The 16,025-nt window shown below is 59.0% G+C and carries 14 protein-coding genes; all 14 read left to right on the plus strand.

Annotated features, from left to right (window positions below; translation table 11 throughout):
* The first annotated feature begins 17 nt into the window (after nucleotides 1–17).
* Nucleotides 18–521, plus strand: a complete 504-nt coding sequence (tssJ, locus tag WM95_RS12740; protein WP_047652274.1) for a type VI secretion system lipoprotein TssJ — start codon at nucleotides 18–20, stop codon at nucleotides 519–521.
* A 28-nt stretch (nucleotides 522–549) separates the two neighbouring features.
* The gene (gene tssK, locus WM95_RS12745) at nucleotides 550–1,893 is read left to right on the plus strand and encodes a type VI secretion system baseplate subunit TssK (protein ID WP_063409828.1); all 1,344 of its coding nucleotides are present in this window, start codon (nucleotides 550–552) and stop codon (nucleotides 1,891–1,893) included.
* 17 nt (nucleotides 1,894–1,910) lie between these two features.
* Nucleotides 1,911–3,149 carry a DotU family type VI secretion system protein gene (locus WM95_RS12750; protein ID WP_088544794.1) on the plus strand — a complete coding sequence of 413 codons (1,239 nt, stop codon included), beginning with the start codon at nucleotides 1,911–1,913 and terminating at the stop codon, nucleotides 3,147–3,149.
* A gap of 2 nt (nucleotides 3,150–3,151) precedes the next feature.
* Nucleotides 3,152–6,772: a type VI secretion system membrane subunit TssM gene (gene tssM, locus WM95_RS12755; RefSeq protein WP_063409827.1), complete on the plus strand. Its 3,621-nt coding sequence runs from the start codon at nucleotides 3,152–3,154 to the stop codon at nucleotides 6,770–6,772.
* 16 nt (nucleotides 6,773–6,788) lie between these two features.
* Nucleotides 6,789–7,505 (plus strand): type VI secretion system-associated protein TagF, encoded by a 717-nt coding sequence (gene tagF, locus WM95_RS12760; RefSeq protein WP_023312158.1) that lies wholly within the window; start codon nucleotides 6,789–6,791, stop codon nucleotides 7,503–7,505.
* Between the two features lie 11 nt (nucleotides 7,506–7,516).
* Nucleotides 7,517–8,533 carry a type VI secretion system protein TssA gene (gene tssA / locus WM95_RS12765; RefSeq protein ID WP_088544795.1) on the plus strand — a complete coding sequence of 339 codons (1,017 nt, stop codon included), beginning with the start codon at nucleotides 7,517–7,519 and terminating at the stop codon, nucleotides 8,531–8,533.
* 75 nt (nucleotides 8,534–8,608) lie between these two features.
* Nucleotides 8,609–9,133, plus strand: a complete 525-nt coding sequence (gene tssB / locus WM95_RS12770; protein WP_008502644.1) for a type VI secretion system contractile sheath small subunit — start codon at nucleotides 8,609–8,611, stop codon at nucleotides 9,131–9,133.
* Between the two features lie 3 nt (nucleotides 9,134–9,136).
* Nucleotides 9,137–10,636, plus strand: a complete 1,500-nt coding sequence (gene tssC, locus WM95_RS12775; RefSeq protein WP_023336028.1) for a type VI secretion system contractile sheath large subunit — start codon at nucleotides 9,137–9,139, stop codon at nucleotides 10,634–10,636.
* A 344-nt stretch (nucleotides 10,637–10,980) separates the two neighbouring features.
* Nucleotides 10,981–11,463, plus strand: a complete 483-nt coding sequence (locus WM95_RS12780) for an Hcp family type VI secretion system effector (protein WP_008502640.1) — start codon at nucleotides 10,981–10,983, stop codon at nucleotides 11,461–11,463.
* 58 nt (nucleotides 11,464–11,521) lie between these two features.
* Complete coding sequence (locus tag WM95_RS12785; protein WP_045355841.1) at nucleotides 11,522–12,013, plus strand: type VI secretion system amidase effector protein Tae4; 492 nt, start codon at nucleotides 11,522–11,524, stop codon at nucleotides 12,011–12,013.
* On the plus strand, nucleotides 12,010–12,363 hold the full coding sequence (locus tag WM95_RS12790; RefSeq protein WP_045908268.1) for a T6SS amidase immunity protein Tai4 family protein: 354 nt from the start codon (nucleotides 12,010–12,012) through the stop codon (nucleotides 12,361–12,363). Before WM95_RS12785 ends, WM95_RS12790 begins: the two co-directional genes overlap by 4 nt.
* An 86-nt stretch (nucleotides 12,364–12,449) precedes the next feature.
* Complete coding sequence (tagH, locus tag WM95_RS12795; RefSeq protein ID WP_088544796.1) at nucleotides 12,450–14,213, plus strand: type VI secretion system-associated FHA domain protein TagH; 1,764 nt, start codon at nucleotides 12,450–12,452, stop codon at nucleotides 14,211–14,213.
* Nucleotides 14,210–15,007 (plus strand): PP2C family protein-serine/threonine phosphatase, encoded by a 798-nt coding sequence (locus tag WM95_RS12800; RefSeq protein ID WP_023336024.1) that lies wholly within the window; start codon nucleotides 14,210–14,212, stop codon nucleotides 15,005–15,007. Before tagH ends, WM95_RS12800 begins: the two co-directional genes overlap by 4 nt.
* A 16-nt stretch (nucleotides 15,008–15,023) precedes the next feature.
* Nucleotides 15,024–16,022, plus strand: a complete 999-nt coding sequence (locus WM95_RS12805) for a hypothetical protein (protein WP_063408117.1) — start codon at nucleotides 15,024–15,026, stop codon at nucleotides 16,020–16,022.
* Nucleotides 16,023–16,025 lie beyond the last annotated feature (3 nt).

Consider the following 16,025-nt stretch of genomic DNA (forward strand, 5'->3'; position numbering starts at 1 on the left):
TGCATGAGCGCATTTTTATGAATAATAAAAATTTTCATAAGCTGTGGTTATTCTTTTACGCGGTGATTTTCGCCCTGGTCAGTGGTTGTACGTCGTCTTCACACAGCGACCCCTCCCGCTACAATCTGCAGTTTCAGGCTCATCCACAAATCAACGAATCTGCGCCGCTTAAGGTTCGGGTGCTGCTGCTGAAATCCGATGCGGATTTCATGTCCAGCGACTTCTACTCCCTGCAGAACAACGCGTCAGCCACGCTTGGCGCGAATCTGCTGAACAGCGATGTGTTCTTCCTGATGCCGGGACAGCTGTCCAAAACTCTCAGCGGGCAAAGCTCGCCGGAGGCCCGCTACATCGGCGTGATGGCGGAGTACCAGGTGCTGGATGGCAAAAAATGGCGCGTTTCACTCCCTCTGCCCGTGCCTGGCGAAAATCATATCTACCAGTTCTGGAAATGGTCCGCCGATGAACTTCAGGCCAACGTTTTTCTCGACGTGAACGGCATTCGGGTCATCAGCCAGTAACGCGCTTCTAAACAGGAAACACATCATCATGACGAAAGCAGAAAAGGTCGTCTGGACCGAAGGCATGTTCCTGCGTCCACACCATTTTCAGCGGACTGAAAGCTATCTGCTCAACCATGTTCGTGAATGGGGCGCGCTGCAGCGATCGTATCTCTGGGGCTTTCTCGACGTTGAACTGGATGAAGCGATGCTTCGTCAGGGATGCATTGCCCTGAGCTACTGCAGTGGGCTGCTGCCGGACGGCACCTTTTTCCAGGTGCGCAACGGGCGCAACGGTCCTGTACCGCTGAAAATTCCTGACAACCTCTCCAACGAAAAGGTGGTGCTCGCACTGCCGGTTCGTCGTGGCGAGAGAGAAGAGGTGATTTTCAGCGAAGAGCCATCCTCGCTGGCGCGCTTTATCGCGTTCGAGCAGGAGGTGGAGGACGATAACGCCATGTCGGTGGGGGATGCTACCGTCCAGTTTGGCCGCCTGCGTCTGACCCTGATGCTGGAAAAAGACCTCACGGCGGAATGGACCGCCATCGGCGTGGCGTTTGTGACAGAGAAACGTAACGACAACCACGTGCGGCTCGACAACAGCTACATCCCGCCGATGCTCAACGCCAACAACAGCCCGCAGATCTACAGCATGATCAACGATCTGCACGGTCTGCTGGTCCAGCGCAGCCAGCAAATTGGCGGTCGTCTGCGCCAGCCTGGCCGCTTTAACACCTCCGAACTGATTGAGTTCACGCTGCTGTCGCTGGTTAACCGTCATCTGGGCGAAGTATCTCATTTAAAAACCCTCCCGCTGCTGCATCCGGAAACGCTCTGGCGCAGCTGGCTGCCGTTTGCGACCGAGCTAGCCACCTGGACGTCGCAGCGTACCGCCGAAAGCGTGCTGCCGATTTACGATCATGACGATCTGGCAAACTGCTTCAGCAAACTGATGCTGATGCTGCGTCAGGGGCTGTCGCTGGTGATGGAAGACCACGCGATTCAGCTGCCGCTGAACGAACGCTCCCATGGCCTGAACATCGCTACGGTGCCTGAAACCAGCATGGTGCGCGAGTTCGGCTTCGTGCTGGCGGTAAAAGCCAATGTGCCAGGCGAACACCTGCAAACCCATTTCCCGGCGCAGATGAAGGTCGCGCCGGTCTCGAAAATCCGCGATCTGGTTCAGCTTCAGCTGCCGGGCATTATGCTGCGCGCCATGCCGGTCGCGCCGCCGCAGATCCCGTGGCATGCCGGCTACAGCTACTTTGAACTGGAGAAGGGCAGCGAGCTGTGGCACGAGATGGATAAGTCCGGCGCATTCGCCCTGCATCTTGCAGGGGAGTTCCCGGGGCTGGATATGGAGTTTTGGGCCATCCGTAGCCCGACAGAATAATAAAGCGAGCGCTTAATATGCAGGAACGACAGGACACCGGCAGTGATGCCGCGTTTACCGGGGCCAGTAGCAACAATCAGCTGGTGGCGGCCGCCAATCCGCTGCTCAACGCGATTCCGCAGATCCGTCATTCGGTCTCCCATGACGATCAGGTGGCACTACGCCAGCGCCTGATCGATGAGATTCGCCGTTTCGAAGTCCGCTGCCAGCAGGCGGGGCTGCCCTACGAAGTGATCGTCGGGGCGCGTTACTGCCTGTGTACGGCGCTCGATGAGGCCGCCGCGCTCACCCCCTGGGGCAGCAGCGGCGTCTGGTCAAGCAACGGTCTGCTGGTGACCTTCCATAACGAAACCTGGGGCGGTGAGAAGTTCTTCCAGCTGCTGGCGCGCCTGTCGCAGAACCCGCGCGAGCATATTCTGCTGCTGGAGATGATCAACTACTGCCTGCTGCTGGGCTTCGAAGGACGCTATCGGGTACTGGATAATGGCCGCACGCAGCTTGAAACCATCAAGCAGCGGCTGTGGCAGATGATCCGCGGCGTGCGCGGCAGCTATCCGCCGCCGCTTTCTCCCCATCCGGAAGATCGTCCGGTGCTGCGCAAGCTCTGGCGGCCGATGGTTCCCCTGTGGGCCTGTGTGGCGCTGGCCGGGTTTATCGCCTGTCTGTTTTATATCGTGCTTAACTGGCGCCTTGGCGATAACACCAACCCGGTGCTGGCGAAGATTTACCAGTCCCAGCTGCCGGAAACCACTATTCAGCAGCAGGCCCGTCAGCTACCAGCGGTGCTGAACCTGCGCGGCTTCCTGAAGCCTGAAATCGAGGCTGGCCTGGTCGCGGTGAAAGACGAAGCGGATCGCAGCGTCGTTATCCTGAAGGGCGACGGGCTGTTTGCCTCTGCCTCTACCGTCGTGCGTGACCGCTATGAACCGGTCATCAACCGCATTGCGCAGGCGATGAATAACGTCAGCGGCAAAATTCTGGTGGTGGGCTACAGCGACAACGTGCCGATCCGCAGCGCGCGCTTTGCCTCGAACTATGAACTCTCTCTGGAACGCGCCCGCTCGGTACAGAAAATGCTGCAGGGAAGCCTCTCTCAGCCTGGCCGCGTGAAAGCTGAAGGGCGGGGCGAGATTAACCCGGTGGCGCCGAACACGACGCCTGAAAACCGCGCCCGTAACCGCCGTGTGGAAATTACTCTGCTGGTGTCGCCTGAAAACACTCAGGCCGAGCTGAACGGATTGCCGCAAGGAAACTAAGGATGCTGACTACACTTCTTTCCATCTTGACCAACCGCATTCTGTGGAGCTTCCTCGGCGTAACGGCGCTTGCGGCGGTGATCTGGATGATTGGTCCCCTGTTGTCCATCGTGGACACCCGACCGCTTGAGTCTGAACAGAACCGCATTATCAGCATCGCCGTGGTCTATCTGCTCTGGGCGCAGGGACACATTCTGCCGCGCCTGTACAATGCCTGGCTTAACCGCAAGCTGATGGACAAGCTCAAGGAGAACACCGCCAGCCCGGAAGCGGCGGACCCGCAGAAGCGGCTGAACAGCGAGGAGCAGATCCTCGCCAGCCGCTTTGATGAAGCCGCGCAGATGCTGAAAAAAGCGCACTTCAGCAAAGCGGGCCAGGGCGCCCAGTGGACGCAGCGCTTCAGCACGCAATATCTCTATCAGCTGCCGTGGTACGTCATTATCGGCGCGCCGGGCTCCGGTAAAACCACGGCGCTGGTTAACTCCGGGCTACAGTTCCCGCTGGCCGATCGCTTCGGTAAGACCGCGCTGCGGGGCATTGGCGGCACGCGTAACTGCGACTGGTGGTTTACCAATGAGGCGGTGCTGCTGGACACGGCGGGCCGCTATACCACCCAGGAGAGCGAGCAGGTACAGGACGCCGGCGAATGGCTGGAGTTCATCAACCTGTTGCGTAAGTATCGCCGCCGCCAGCCGATCAACGGCGTCATCATCACCATCAGCATTTCTGACCTGCTCACCCAGTCCGCCGAGGCGTCCCGTCAGCAGGCGGTGAACCTGCGCCAGCGTCTGTCCGAGCTGCATGAACAGCTGGGTATTCGCTTCCCTGTCTACGTGATGGTGACCAAGGCCGACCTGCTTAAAGGCTTCCGCGCCTGGTTTGCCGACTACGACAAAGCGCAGCGCGACCAGATCTGGGGCTTTACCCTGCCGTGGGAGCAAACCAAACACGCCGATTACGACCTGATGGGCAACTTCCAGCAGGAGTTTTCTCTGCTGCAGCAGCGCCTCGATGCCGGGCTGCCGGAAACCATGCTGAAAGAGCACGACGCGAAAACCCGCGCCGAAGCGTATCTCTTCCCGCAGGAGTTCGCCGCGCTGCGTCCGCTACTGGCGGACTACCTGAGCACGGTCTTCGCCCGCTCCAACTTCGAAACCGAGTTCTCTCCGCGCGGGATCTACTTCGCCAGCGGGACTCAGGAAGGCATGCCGTTCGACCGCGTGATGGGCGAACTGAACCGCGCGCTGTCGCTGCCGGAAGGGGGAGAGGCGGATAACTGGGATTCGGTCAGCAAAGAAGCGCCGATCCCGGGGGCAAAAGGTCAGAGTTTCTTCATTAAGAACCTCCTGCAAAACGTCATCTTCCAGGAAGCCGGGATCGCGGGCGAAAACCGCTGGTGGGAGCTGCGCAACCGGGCGGTGATCTGGTCCGGCTACGCGGCGCTGCTGGCCCTGCTGGTGATCCTCGGCGGTCTGTGGCTGACCAGCTATGCCAAAAACAAGGCCTATCTGGAAGAGGTGGATGCGAAGGTGCCGCTGCTGGACCAGCAGAGCAAGGCGTTGCAGAACCAGACCCAGCGTGACCTGTTCGATCTGCTGCCGCTGCTGAACGGTCTGGTGGATCTGCCGAAAAGCGACGCGTTTGATGTGAACGATCCGCCCGTATCCCGCCGTATGGGGCTCTACCGCGGAGATGACGTCAGCGATGCCTCGCAGTCGCTGTACCAGAAAGCGCTGGATCAGATGCTGTTGCCTGCCGTTGCCATGCACATCACCACCTGGCTGCGCAACGACAACGGTAGCGACGTGGAATACAGCTATGAAGCGCTGAAAGCCTATCAGATGCTGTATCAGCCGAAGCACTACGACGGCAAATTCCTGCATTCGTGGGTGATGCTCAACCTGCAGCGGAATCTGCCGCAGAACGTCACGAAGGCGCAGCTGCAGCAGCTTGAATGGCACCTGACGCAGCTGCTGGAGCCGAAAATTCAGGCCTCGCCGTACGCGCAGGACGAATCGCTGGTTGCCCGCGAAAGGGCGATGATCGGCCAGCAGCCGCTCTCCACGCGGGTGTACGGTCGTCTCAAGCGCCTGCTGGAGCATGATGAAAACCTGAAGCCGGTTTCCCTTTCCGACCTGGGCGGGCCGCAGAGCGAGCTGGTATTTTCCCGCAAAAGCGGCAAGCCGGTCAGCGAAGGCGTACCGGGGCTCTATACGCCGGACGGCTACTGGAAAAGTTTTAACGGCCAGATTGACAGCGTAACCACCGCTCTGCACGAGGACGACGCCTGGGTGCTGGGGGCCGCGACGGCGCAGGAGGATAAACAGCAGATCGATAACGCCGTGCGCCAGCTCTACATGCGCGATTTTATCGCGAACTGGGATCGCTTCCTCGCCGACATTCAGCTCAATAACAGCGCCGATCTCTCCCAGCGCATCAACACCGCGCGCCTGCTCTCCGGCGCAAACTCGCCGCTGCGCCGCCTGGTGCAGAACCTGAGCCAGGTCCTGACGCTGTCGCGTAATGCGCCAGCGCCGGAAGATGCGGATAAAGCGCAGGCGCAGAGCAACCGCGCCACCCGCACGCTGGAAGCGCTGTTCAGCAACAATGACGCTGCGCCGACCCAGGCCGCCGTGGTCACCCAGGCGCCGGAACAGCTGGTCACCGACCACTACGCGCCGATGATTGAGCTGGCGCAGCCGCTGGAGAAGGGCGGGAAGACCATCGTGTTTGATGATTTTCTCAAGCAGGTGGATGAACTCTATCGCTACCTGACCGCGGTTCAGGACGCGGCCAACAGCGGCATGCCGGCACCGGGCGGAGAGGCGATCAGCCGCCTGCAGGCCAGCGCCGGTCGCCTGCCGGGCGGGCTACAAACTATGTTCAGCAATATGGCGGTGGGCGCCAGCAGCGATACCCAGCGCCGCGACCTCGAAAACGTGCGGAAGCGTATTAACGTTGAGGTGGGAGGATTCTGCCGTCAGGCGATCGCCGGTCGCTACCCGCTGGTGCGCAGCGCCAGCACCGAGGTCACCCCTGACGATCTCGCGCGCATGTTTGCGCCGGGAACCGGGCTGATGGACGCTTTCTTCCGCGACAATCTGACCAATAAAGTGGATACCACGCAGGCAAACTGGCGCTTTATGCCGGGCATCGACGGTAAAACGCTGCCGGGAAGTGAAGGGCTGCTGAGACCGTTCCAGCAGGCCCAGTCGATTCGCGACGCTTTCTTTGCTAATGGCGCCACGACGCCGTCCTTCAAGGTGACGGTTCGCACCGTGCGAATGGATAACTCCATTCTGAACCTGACGCTGGACGTCGACGGCCAGCTGCTGCGCTACAGCCACGGCCCGCAGGCCGTGCAGATCATGAACTGGCCGGGGCCGGGCGGCACCAACCAGGTACGCATGCAGCTGGGGCTGGCGAACGGCAGCACGGCGACGCTGGTCACCAACGGCGCCTGGGCGCTCAACCGCTTCTTTGATAAAGCGAGCACCAGCCCGGGCGCGGGTAGCCTGAGCCGTCAGGCCACCTTCAACGTCGACGGACATCAGGTCACGCTGGAGTTTGCGCCTAACAGCATTCGTAACCCGTTCCAGCTTCCCCGTTTCTCATGCCCATAACCGCAAGGACAGCCGTATGACGAATACCCCTGCGATGAACCGCTACAGCTGGTATGGCAAGTTACCCAGCGCCGGAGATTTTTTGCAGCGTCGCTTTCCTGACACTTTACAGCGCCAGTGGTCACACTGGTTCCAGGTCGGTCTGCTGGCCTGGCAGCAGGAAGAGCAGCGCAGCGGCGAGCGCCAGTTTCACAAAGCGCCAGTCTGGAATTTTGTGGTACCGCCCATGCTGGGCAGCCAGATGATCCAGATGGGCTGCCTGCTGCCGGGCCGCGACAGCGTTGGCCGCCAGTACCCGGTTTGCCTTCAGCTGAGCTTCGCCCCGTCAGAGTGGTCGACCAGCCTGCTCAGCCAGGCCGAAAGCTGGTACCAGCAGATTGGGCGCCTGGGGCTGCACGCGGTGCGCAACAGTTTTTCCGCCTCGCAGCTGGATGAGATGCTGATGACCATCCCGGCGCCGCAGCCCGTCGAGCCGCAAAAGCGTTCCGACATCCTTGATGTGATTGGCTATGACGAGGACGGCCAGAGCACGCTGGGCTGGCCTCAGGCGGCTGAGTGTTTTGATCCGCTGCGCCAGACCAGCTACTGGTGGACCAACCGCTGCGACGGCTACCCGCTGTACACCCACGTGCACAGCGGTAACTTTACCGGGCAGCTTTTCACCCTGCTGTTCGACCCGGCAGGGGGCGCCCGTCCGGGGCGTCACGGTCTTTATCCGCCCATGTTTGAATAAGCAGGGATCTCATGAATATCGAAGAATTTCTCGCGCCAATAAGCCCCGAAAAACCCTGCGGCGAAAACCTGGAGTACGACGCCGACTTCCAGATCATGAATCAGGCAAGTCTTGGGAAAGCGGAACAGCAGTTTGGCGACACCATTATCCCGGCAGAGCCCGCTGACTGGAACACGGTGGAAAAATACGCCACCAGCCTGCTGACCCGCACCAAAGATCTTCGCGTACTGCTGGCGTTAACCCATGCCTGGACGCGCCGCCGCGGGCTTGCGGGCTACGCGGACGGATTATTGCTGGTGCAGGAGGCGATCGCCCGTTACTGGGAGACGCTCTATCCGCTGCTGGAAGAGTATGGCGAAACCGATCCGTTCTATCGCATTAACGCCCTGGCAGGGTTGAGCGATAAATCCGACCTCACCGTCGCCGTGCGAAACGCCTCGCTTCTGCGTTCAAACGGCGATGAAATTTCGCTCCGGGATGCCCAGGCCCTGCTGGACGGCAGCAAGACGGAATGTCCGGACTATCCCGGCGGCCGTCCACGGCTGATTGACGAGCTGGCCCGCGGCGACCAGCCCGGCACCGCCGCGGTTATCGTCATTAACGAACGTCTGATGGCGATTCGCGAGCTTCTCACCGGGCATCTCGGTGAAAGCGGCGTGCCCGAGATGGAACAGCTGCTGAAAACCGTCGGACTGGTCGCCAGCGCGTGTCAGGTAACCGACATCAGCAAGCTGCTGCCGAACCGCGAGGCGCAGGCAGAACCCCAGGCCGAGCAGCAGTCGGCGGCAGCGCAGCCCGTTCAGCCGGTCACCGACTGGCGCAGCGTGCAGGTCACCAGCCGCGCCGACGCGCAGCTGATGCTGGAAAAAGCGAAGCAGTATTTTGCGCAGTACGAACCGAGCCACCCCGCACCGCTGATGATTGAACGGGTGCAGCGGCTGTCAGAACTTAACTTTATGGACATTATTCGCGACCTGGCGCCAGACGGCGTTAACCAACTTGAAAACATCTTTGGGCGCCGCGAATAACGCGTCCAGGCATTATGACGACAGGCATGGAGCCTGCCGTTTCACCTTCACCGCGCATCTTTGATGGAGAACATCATGGCAATGAGTAACAGTGGGCAGAAATTCATCGCACGTAACCGTGCCCCCCGCGTGCAGATCGAGTACGACGTAGAGATCTACGGTGCAGAACGTAAGATTCAGCTGCCGTTTGTGATGGGCGTCATGGCCGATCTGGTCGGCAAACCGGTTGAAAATCTGCCGGCCGTCGACGAGCGTAAATTCCTCGAAATCGACATCGACAACTTTGACGAACGCATGAAGGCGCTTAAGCCGCGCGTGGCGTTCCAGGTGGATAACACCCTGACCGGCGAAGGCAAGCTCAACGTGGATCTGACCTTTGACAGCATGGACGACTTCCTGCCGGATGCGGTGGCCCGCAAGGTCGAGCCGCTGAATAAGCTGCTGGAAGCGCGTACCCAGCTCTCCAACCTGCTGACCTATATGGACGGCAAAAACGGTGCGGAAGAGCTGATCGCTAAAATTCTGCAGGATCCGACGCTGCTCAAATCCCTGAGCCAGTTGCCGAAAAATGACGAAAGCGCGAAAGGTAGTGAGGAATAATCGATGAGCAACCAGACTCAACAACACGAGCAGCAGGCGGGTCAGGCGTTCAGCCAGGATGAATTCAGCGCGCTGCTGAACAAAGAGTTCCGCCCAAAAACCGATCAGGCCCGTTCTGCCGTAGAAAGCGCGGTTAAAACTCTGGCGCAGCAGGCGCTGGAAAACACCGTCACTTTCTCCAACGACACCTACCGCACCATTCAGAACCTGATCGCCGGTATTGACGAGCAGCTGTCGCAGCAGGTGAATCAGATCATTCACCACGACGAGTTTCAGAAGCTGGAGAGCGCCTGGCGCGGTCTGAGCTACCTGGTGAACAACACTGAAACTGACGAGATGCTGAAGATCCGCTTTATGAGTATCTCCAAGCAGGAGCTGGGCCGCACCCTGAAGCGCTTCAAGGGCGTGGGCTGGGACCAGAGCCCGATCTTCAAGAAAATCTACGAGCAGGAGTACGGTCAGTTCGGCGGCGAGCCGTTTGGCTGCATCGTCGGCGACTACTACTTCGACCACAGCCCGCAGGACGTTGAGCTGCTGGGTGAAATGGCGCGCATCGGCTCTGCGGCGCACTGTCCGTTTATCACCGGTACCGCACCGGGCGTGATGCAGATGGAGTCCTGGCAGGAGCTGGCTAACCCGCGCGACCTGACCAAGATCTTCCAGAACACCGAATACGCCGCCTGGCGTTCGCTGCGTGAATCCGAAGATGCCCGCTATCTGGGCCTGGTGATGCCGCGCTTCCTGTCGCGCCTGCCGTACGGCATTCGCACCAACCCGGTCGACAGCTTTGACTTTGAAGAGCAGACCGACGGCGCGAACCACAACAGCTACTCCTGGGCGAACGCCGCCTATGCGATGGCTGCCAACATCAACCGCTCTTTCAAAGAGTACGGCTGGTGCACCTCGATTCGCGGCGTGGAGTCCGGCGGGGCGGTGGAAAACCTGCCGTGCCACACCTTCCCGAGCGATGACGGCGGCGTGGACATGAAGTGCCCGACCGAGATCGCCATCAGCGATCGTCGTGAAGCCGAGCTGGCGAAAAACGGCTTTATGCCGCTGGTTCACCGCAAAAACTCCGACTTTGCCGCCTTCATCGGCGCGCAGTCGCTGCAGAAGCCGGCCGAGTACCACGACCCGGATGCCACCGCCAACGCGCGTCTGGCCTCTCGTCTGCCGTACCTGTTCGCCTGCTGCCGCTTTGCCCACTACCTAAAGTGCATCGTGCGCGACAAAATCGGCTCCTTCCGCGAGCGCGAAGAGATGGAGCGCTGGCTGAACGACTGGGTCATGAACTACGTCGACGGTGACCCGGCGAACTCCTCTCAGGAGACCAAGTCCCGTAAACCGCTGGCCGCTGCAGAAGTGCAGGTGCAGGAGATTGAAGATAACCCGGGCTACTACGCCGCGAAGTTCTTCCTGCGTCCTCACTACCAGCTGGAAGGTCTGACCGTTTCCCTGCGTCTGGTTTCTAAACTGCCGTCGCTGAAGACGAAAGACGCGTGATGAAGACACGGACGCCCCCCCTCCCTTGAGGGAGAGGGCGGGGGTGAGGGGGAAAATACCGCTGCGGTGGTTATTCAGTTTTCCTCAAACATCACTGTCCGTAAGAATTCAAAAATTAATCCCCGGTAATGCCGGGCTTATTCGGTTCCAGAATAACGCACGGTAATAATGACTTCACATTCCTTCCGTTATTTCGAAGGAATGTAAGACTGTCAAATGACACGGGTCATTTGATATGAGGCAGAGGTAAAATATGGACGGTTTTATTCAGCCCCATGCTTTCCTGTTTGCCATATAAGTGCTTTTTCGAAAGCAATATTGTTCATCCACGAAGAGTAGATATTATGGCTATTGATATGTTTCTGAAGGTCGAGGGTGTTACGGGCGAATCTAAAGATTCTAACCACACCGGCTGGACTGATATTACCTCCTTCTCCTGGGGCGCTTCCCAGCCAGGTAATATGAGCGTTGGCGGTGGCGGCGGTGCCGGTAAAGTTAACTTTAACGACCTGCACGTTAACGCGCTGATCGACAAGTCCACCACAGCTATCCTGAAACACTGCGCCAGCGGTAAACACCTGACCAAAGTTGAGCTGTCCGTCTGTAAAGCCGGCGGCCAGCAGGTGGAATACTCCCGCATCACGCTGGAAGATGTGCTGGTCACCTCTGTTCAGTACACCGGTGCTGACAACGGCGATACCGTTGGTGTGACCTATGCGTTCCAGGCTGCGAAAGTGAAACAGCAGTACTGGGAGCAGACCACGTCTGGTGGTAAAGGCGCTGAAAGCAGCGCTGGCTGGAACATCAAAGAAAACAAAGAAGCATAATAATAGTGGGCCCGAAAGGGCTCACTTTATCCTGAGCTTCTTATCAAGGAGAAACAAGATGTCTCAAATGCGTCCTGCTTTTGGTGCCGCCTGGAACAGATTCAGAGAAGTGAACATAAGCGTAGAACAGGTTGGCAAATTGTTGGGTGGAAAAGTTCAGCATAATATCGACGCCGGTATTTTTAAAAATGCCTGCCCAATTCGTATGAGCTACGTTTTAAATTACTGTGGCATTCCGATTCCTTCTAACAGTAAATATGCGACAGTGACCGGAAACGACAAAAAGCGCTATATGTTCCGCGTTAAAGATATGATTGCATTTCTACCCACGGTACTGGGCAATGCCGATATGTCTGTCTCTTCTCCTACTCCTGCGCAATTTGCAGGCAAACAGGGCATTATCATCTTCACCGGGCACGGCTGGAGCGACGCTACCGGGCATGTCACACTCTGGAATGGAAATATTTGCTCTGATGATTGCCATTTTCTGGGCTCACCGGGTAATGGTTCATTTATTCCGACCAACGCAACATTCTGGAGCCTGAAATGAAACGTTTATTACTGCTGATCCTGGCTATAAATGCCCCTGCTGTTTATGCCCAAACCCTGCCTGATGTTAGCGCTTTTTCTCAGCAACAAATCTTTGAAAACTGGGTGCAAAATCGATGCATCAGTAAGATTGCGGACAGTAAAAGTCTCAAAGATGATGCAGAGGCCAGTGCAGCCGCATGGCTGGAAGCAAGCAATCTCCCTGCTGAGAATTTTGAAAAAGCTGACAAGGTGATTGTTTCTTTACTGAAAGAGAAAGTAGGCGGTACCGAACCGGGTCAATATCAGGTTTTAAAGTGCAGCTTAATCGCCAACAGCGACGCGATTCGTCCGCTCAAAACCGCAAAATAGAAGCAATGGAATCGCCCCCAAACGCCGCCGTTCTCGCCCCGAGAGCGGCAGCGTTTGAGCGCTAATCATACCAGCAGGAATACGCCATGCGATTCACGATTATTTCTACGAAACCCGGTCATCAGCCGCCGCAAAGCAGCTGTGATTTTTACGCCCCGGGCGGCACCATTGGGCGCGGTACGGATAACAATCTGGTGTTGCCGGATAATGACCGCACCATCTCTCGTCTGCAGGCGATTGTTCACGTTGACGCCCAGGGCGAATGCCGCGTGACCAACCGTGGCAGCGTCACCCGCGTGGTATTAAATGACATTCCGCTGGAGCGAGGGCGTCAGGTTGAGCTGCAGGATGGCGACATTCTCGGTATTGATGACTACCGTATCGAAGTGTCCGAACTGATCCACGATACGCAGCCCGTGAGCCGTATGGCGGCCAGCATGCATCAGCAGGCGCGTCCGGCAGCCGCACCCGCGCCCGCTGCGCAACCGAAGCCGGCGAGCGCCGCACCGCGCGGGAAGGCCGAGCCAACCGCCGTGCCAACGGAGATCTGGGATAGCCTGATGCAGGAGTTCTCCATCTCCGACAGCATCTCCAGCAACCGTACAAAACCGCAGCCTGCTGCATCGCACGATCCGTTCTCCCAGCCTTCGGCCCCGGAGCGTAACGCTGAAGATCCGCTGGCGATGTTCAACGACAGCGATCCAAAGCTCGAGCGTAAGAACGTTGACCCGGACACGCTGTTCAGCGACGAAGCGTTGTTCAAAAAAGAGAGTATTTTTGACGACGTCACCCCGTCAACGCTGGTGCCGCCGGGCGAGACGACCCCCGCTAAGCAAGAAGACGAGGCGACGGACGAACTCGATCCGCTGGCCCTGTTTGGCGGTAAGGCCAGCGCGCCAGCCGCGCGTAATGACGACCCGCTCGGGCTGATGGGCGGCGCCCCATTAACCCATCCGGATGACATTCTTACCGAAAAGCCTGCGCCAGTGCCGGAACCCGAGCAGGAAGAGGACGTGCTGGCCGATTCTCCGCTGTTCGCCCCTGAGCCGCAGGAAGAACCGCGTGCTGAAGAAGAGCCCGCGCGACCGGATTACGCAGGCTTCACCATGCCTACGCCACAGGCCGTTGCGCGCAGCAGCGCTCAGGCCCCGAAGGGCCGTCTGCGCATCGACCCGGTCAATAACGCCGCCGCCCCAACCGCTACGGCGAACAGCGGTGAGAAGGGCGAAGTGCTGCAGGGCGAGCTGCTGGAGGCGCTGCTGGAAGGCATGGGTCTGAGCGAAATGCAGCCCGTCCCGCAGTTTGACCGGGAAAATATGCGTCAGCTCGGGCAAATCCTCGGTATGTTCTCTCAGGGGACCGTGGCGCTGCTCTCCTCGCGTTCCATTCTCAAGCGTGGCGTGAAGGCCGATATGACCATGGTGCTGGACGATGCCAACAACCCGTTCAAGCTGTTGCCGACCGGCAAAACCGTGCTGATCCAGATGTTCGGCACCCCGATGCCGGGCTTTATGCCGCCGACCAAATCCGTGCGCGACGCGCTGATCGATCTTCAGGCGCACCAGCTGGGCATGATCTCCGGTATCCGCGCCATCATTGCCGCGATGCTGCAGTCCTTTAACCCGGAACAGCTGGAAGAGCAGGCGAAGCAGAACGGGATGACCTCTCGTCTGGCGCTGCCGGGCAGCCGCAAAGCCGCCCTGTGGGACTATTTTGTTCGCAGCTATGGCGAGACGGCGGGCGAGATTGAGGATGACTTCCACACCCTGTTCGGCGAAGCCTTCCTTCATGCCTACGACATGGAGGTGAATCAGTACAAAGACTCACAGAGCGGATCGGAAGACAAATGAATATCGCAACGGCTTCTCTCTCCCGCCAGGGGACGCGCGCCAGCAACCAGGATCAGACGGGAGAAACCATAGGGGAACGTTCGGCCTGCTTTGTCGTCTGCGACGGCATCGCGGGCCTGCCGGGCGGTGAGGTGGCTGCAGAGCTGGCCCGCAACAGCATTATCTCCCGCTTCGATGGCGACAAACATCTTAATGCGCAGCATATCCGCGACTACGTGCAGACGGCGAACCGCACCATCCTCAGCGAACAGCAGGCCGTTCAGGACTATCGCCGGATGGGCACGACGCTGGTCAGCCTGTTCATTGACCGTGATTACGGTCTGGCCTACTGGGCGCACGCCGGAGACAGCCGCCTGTACCTGTTTCGCCGGGGATGGCTGTGGCATGTGACCACCGACCACAGCCTGGTGCAGCAGATGAAAGACGCCGGGCACCAGACCGACGATCTCAACAGCAATCTGCTGTACCTCGCGCTGGGGATTGAAAACGGCGGGCCGGAAGCGAGCTACAGCGACGTGGTGCAGGTTGAAGACGGCGATGCATTCTTACTCTGCACCGACGGGTTCTGGCACGGCGTTAGCGAAGAGCAAATGAAGCAGTCGCTGCATATGGTCAATACGCCGCAGGAGTGGCTGACCTTAATGAACCAAATCATTCAAAAGAATGGCGAACAGGAGGGGAATGCTCAGGATAACTATACTGCCCTGGCGGTATGGATGGGCAACCCTCAGGACACCACTTTGCTGCACACCCTCTCTGACGCAGCACAATTTCTTCCCTGCGGAACTGATTAGACACACAAGGAACGATATGAAACTTTGGCTATCGGGTTTGGCACTTCTGGCGGTCACCTCCACCGCGCAGGCTGAGAATTTCCGCATCGTGCAGTCTCCTGCGCAGAAGCTGGATATCTGGATCGACAACATCAAAGACAACACGCCGCAGAGCTGGTGTAAGCCAGAGGTGGCGCTGCGCATTGTGGCGAATGGTAAGAAAGACGTCTCCGTGCTGGAGAACTTTGTGCCGCGTCTTGGCTCCCTGCTGGAACACCAGTGCAGCAAAGTGAATAAGCTTAGCTGGACGCTCAACGATCCGGCGGGTACCACGCTGGCGCAGGGTACGGCAGGCAAAGCGCAGGACTGGGCGCTGGTGGTGAAACAGGAGCAGGCCGCGCCTGCTGCGACCGTCACCGCAACCCCAGCCAGCGGCGCGCTGCTGCCGCCGGACCAGAACGTGGCTTCCCGCACCGTCGCGGCTGACCGCACGCCGTGGCAGGAATTTACCCTGCAGGACGGCTGCCACCTGCGCACCTTCTGGGAAGGGGGCGCTTCCGCTCCGGCGCTCTTTATTCCGGATTCTGACACCACCCGCTGCGGTAACGGCAGCTGGCTGAGCGGACACACCGTGGTTTCGCAGTCCCGCAACGGCGGACAGAAAGAGATGGCGGTGACCTACATTCATGGCTTCCCGGTGACGGGTCTGAATCAAAGCGCCGATCCGGAAAACGCGCTGATCACCTCCGTCAACAAAGAGCGCATGGTATTCAGCACGCCAAACAGCGACCAGAGCTGGATGATTCTGCCTTACGATAGCGCCCTGAACAGCTGGAAAAGCAATGGCACCGTAGCGGTGGAGATCTCCCGTGAAATTGCCAGCGACGATGCAAAACTGCAGGCGCGTATTGCGGCGGTGAAAAAAACCTGGAGCGCCTGGGTTGCACCCGGCACTCCGCTGAATATCGTTCTGATTGACACCCTGCGTCCTCAGCTGCGCGACCCGGCCGTCGGCGCATGGCGCGCGGCGAATTAAGGA

The sequence above is a fragment of the Enterobacter cloacae complex sp. ECNIH7 genome, assembly GCF_002208095.1.
In the GTDB taxonomy this organism is placed as follows: domain Bacteria; phylum Pseudomonadota; class Gammaproteobacteria; order Enterobacterales; family Enterobacteriaceae; genus Enterobacter; species Enterobacter cloacae_M.

Bases quoted from the DNA above. Each gene is read 5' to 3' on its own strand.
- tssJ (WP_047652274.1), top strand. From the start codon at position 18: ATGAATAATAAAAATTTTCATAAGCTGTGGTTATTCTTTTACGCGGTG.
- tssK (WP_063409828.1), top strand. From the start codon at position 550: ATGACGAAAGCAGAAAAGGTCGTCTGGACCGAAGGCATGTTCCTGCGT.
- WM95_RS12750 (WP_088544794.1), top strand. From the start codon at position 1,911: ATGCAGGAACGACAGGACACCGGCAGTGATGCCGCGTTTACCGGGGCC.
- tssM (WP_063409827.1), top strand. From the start codon at position 3,152: ATGCTGACTACACTTCTTTCCATCTTGACCAACCGCATTCTGTGGAGC.
- tagF (WP_023312158.1), top strand. From the start codon at position 6,789: ATGACGAATACCCCTGCGATGAACCGCTACAGCTGGTATGGCAAGTTA.
- tssA (WP_088544795.1), top strand. From the start codon at position 7,517: ATGAATATCGAAGAATTTCTCGCGCCAATAAGCCCCGAAAAACCCTGC.
- tssB (WP_008502644.1), top strand. From the start codon at position 8,609: ATGGCAATGAGTAACAGTGGGCAGAAATTCATCGCACGTAACCGTGCC.
- tssC (WP_023336028.1), top strand. From the start codon at position 9,137: ATGAGCAACCAGACTCAACAACACGAGCAGCAGGCGGGTCAGGCGTTC.
- WM95_RS12780 (WP_008502640.1), top strand. From the start codon at position 10,981: ATGGCTATTGATATGTTTCTGAAGGTCGAGGGTGTTACGGGCGAATCT.
- WM95_RS12785 (WP_045355841.1), top strand. From the start codon at position 11,522: ATGTCTCAAATGCGTCCTGCTTTTGGTGCCGCCTGGAACAGATTCAGA.
- WM95_RS12790 (WP_045908268.1), top strand. From the start codon at position 12,010: ATGAAACGTTTATTACTGCTGATCCTGGCTATAAATGCCCCTGCTGTT.
- tagH (WP_088544796.1), top strand. From the start codon at position 12,450: ATGCGATTCACGATTATTTCTACGAAACCCGGTCATCAGCCGCCGCAA.
- WM95_RS12800 (WP_023336024.1), top strand. From the start codon at position 14,210: ATGAATATCGCAACGGCTTCTCTCTCCCGCCAGGGGACGCGCGCCAGC.
- WM95_RS12805 (WP_063408117.1), top strand. From the start codon at position 15,024: ATGAAACTTTGGCTATCGGGTTTGGCACTTCTGGCGGTCACCTCCACC.